General features: G+C 46.7%; 2 protein-coding genes. Both read left to right on the plus strand.

Annotated elements, in window-relative coordinates:
* Positions 1-2,123 (plus strand): RHS repeat domain-containing protein (locus EFO84_RS00765; RefSeq protein ID WP_205701916.1); only part of this gene is annotated, 2,123 nt, incomplete at its 5' end.
* 3 nt (positions 2,124-2,126) lie between these two features.
* Positions 2,127-2,642, plus strand: a complete 516-nt coding sequence (locus tag EFO84_RS00770) for a hypothetical protein (RefSeq protein ID WP_127346164.1) — start codon at positions 2,127-2,129, stop codon at positions 2,640-2,642.
* Positions 2,643-3,102: the final 460 nt, after the last annotated feature.

The following is a 3,102-nucleotide window of genomic DNA, read 5'->3' on the forward strand; positions in this document are numbered from 1 at the left end:
CCATTGGGCACCAGGTGAACTACTATTACGACACCTACAGCCGTATGGTGCAAAAAGATACGGTCGTTAATGGCACCACGTACACGTCACGTACCGAGTTTGACGCCAATTATGGTCGGGTGAAAGCCATTGAGCATGCCAGTGGCATTAAGGTGGCTTATGAGTATGACCCGTACGGCAATGTACTTAGGGTAAAAAATGCCGGCTCTGGCTTTGTCTATCAGGAAAACCTTCAGGCCGATGCCTTGCAGAATATCACCCAGATGGAGAGAAACAACGGTACCTTGTATGAGAACAGAAGTTATGACCAGGTCTCTGGTCAGCTCAAGCGAGTCAACGCTTCAAGTGCGATGGGGCATGAGCTCCATTACCTTGAGTACTTCTACGGCAGCTTCGGTAACCTGGCAAGCCAGACGGTCTATAGCAACAACGGCGCATCAAGTTCAACTGAAAGCTATAGCTATGATGACCTGCACCGGCTGACTAGCAGCAGTCTGACTTCAGGCGGCAGTATCTCCTACAGCTACGATGCCACCGGAAACCTCACGCAGAAAAGCGACTATGCCAGTAGCATGACCTACGGCGCAAGCGGTAAGAGTAATAGCGGTAATGCCGGGCCTAATGCAGTGCTGAGCGCAACGCTTGTTGGTGGTGGTAGTGCAAGTTTTACTTATGATAACAACGGTAACCTGACAAGTGGCGCGGGTAAGAGCATCACCTATAACGCGATGAACAAGCCCACGCAAATCACGGCCAACGGCACCACGGTGAGTTTCTCCTATGATGCCAACTGGCAGCGCTTCAAGAAGGTCATCGGCAGCTCTAGCACGCTGTATTACATTGATGGCTCTGTCGAAGTGGAGCTGACAGGCGGTGACACCATTACCCGCACCTACATTGATGATATCGCTGTCATCAAGCGTACGGAGCATGCGAGTCAGGCCTTGGCGAGCCATGAAATCACCTACACCCTGCGCGACCGTTTAGGCTCTGTTGTGACACTCACCAATCACAACAATCTCATCATGGAGCATCGCAGCTACGACCCGTTCGGCAAGCCCCGCTATGGCACCATGCAGCCAAGCTCCTCGGCAACCCTCTTTAACGTTGCCAACGGCACACCGTTTACTATGCGGGGTTTTACCGACCATGAGCATATTGATGAAGCGCAACTGATTCATATGAACGGACGGGTGTACGATTACAACCTTGGACGTTTCCTGAGCGTGGATCCGTTTATTCAAAGCCCTGGCAACAGCCAGTCCATGAATCCTTACTCCTATATTATGAATAATCCGCTGGGAGGAACCGATCCCAGCGGCTACTTGTCGTGTCAGGCCGACCAAACAGTAGGAGAGTGTGGGCTAGAAGCCGGTGGTACTGCGGAGATCGTTGACAAAGACGGTAATAGCCTCGGTACTGCCAGCTTAAGTGAGGATGGTAAGACACTCAAAGCCGAAGGGAATAATGGCGTCAGCTCTGCTACCACCGCTATTAATGGTCAAGCATTTACGGTTGATGTTAAGAATACGGCTCAGATTGGATCGCAGAATCACGTGAATGCATTATCGGTAGATGATGTGACGGTGCCGGAAAAATGGACACCTAACCATTTAACACTTGCAGATGATACAGATGCTAGCGATCTCGATGAGTTTGATCGCAAGCTGATGTACTTATTGGATAACGGAATATCCGACCATATTGAGACGGTAGATCGCGCTTTAAAAGATTCTTCTTTAGATGATGAAAGACGAAAGCACTTAGAAGAAGCACAGATTAATCTCCGATCTGCAAGTTTCAAATATAGTAAAGATGAGCCCCCATTACGATTCGCGGAGGCTGGCATTTACAAGGACGGAACTGGAGCAACGGTTACTTTCTATAGATCTTCTGCACGTGCGATGGGAGCCAATGGACGACCAGTATCAGGTTACGGTAAAAAACTGCGGCTTGGATATGGAGGAATAAAAGATGTGGTTAGTCATGAAGGTGCTCATTTGGTGAGAGATTTAGTCTACCCTCGCAATAGTGAAGGAGACTATGCCAGTATAAAACATTTTGACATAGAGCAAAAAGCGAATGAGTATATGGAATTTATGCGTACTTATGATAGGAGGTGAAGTATGAAGATTTTGGTGGCTGCAATATTATTAAACTTTTTATTTTCACAAGGCATTAGTGCGCAACAGTTCAATTTAGAGGCGAATTACCTGAATGTTGATGGTGAAATGGTGGTGTTCAAACCGGGCGATAAAAAGAACAAAAATGTAGTTGCTTATTTTGGCCATTTTGGTATACCAACGGACATTGAAAAAAAAGACGGCTTTACCATTCTTTCGTATTTCTATATTCCGTTAACACCACTTTCAGCTCCGAGCGCTTGGAACCTGGACGAAGACAAGGTTCTGGAACTCGTGGAAATAACATCAGAAGTCAAAGGCGATATTTACTATCATTTTGTTTTAACGGACAAATTACTTACCGAATCTCCTCTCGTTAGTTACATATACAGTGTAAATAAGGGCGTTATTATGTTTGAGCTTCTCACTGACCATCCAGAGCAACTTTATCACAAATCCTATACATTAATTGATGATTTTGGCCTTGGGAGCCTGCAAAAAAATGGAGCGGACAGGTAGACATTGGACAATGGCTAAAATGACCATTAGTGCGTAAATTAGGTCGATAGGCTATGTGTAATCCGCCTGAAAAATCGGAGCAGTTATAAGTAGAAAATTCCGTTAAACTGAAATAACAGCGTTTTCTACGCGCAACTCGAGGGTGTTCAATATTCTGTGTCAGCAAAGTTTTCATAGGTCTATGTGATCATCCAGTCGGCCTTCGAAGTGGATGCTCAGTTGCGACAGCATCAAGTTCCAGTTTTGAACTGGGTCGACGTAAGCCCATAATTGAGTAGCTCAATCATTTAGCATCCAATCTCCTCGCTAGAGGAGACTGGAACAAAGCATGAGGTCCTTTTTTCGCAGTGCTGCTTACAGCCGGTTAATGACCGCTTGGGTGAAATCGGTGGTTCCATGGCTGCCGCCAAGGTCATGGGTGGCGCGATTTTTATGAGCCGTACACATGGCGGGGATGGCA

Origin of the sequence: Pseudidiomarina mangrovi (assembly GCF_003999375.1) — a bacterium.
Classification (GTDB): domain Bacteria; phylum Pseudomonadota; class Gammaproteobacteria; order Enterobacterales; family Alteromonadaceae; genus Pseudidiomarina; species Pseudidiomarina mangrovi.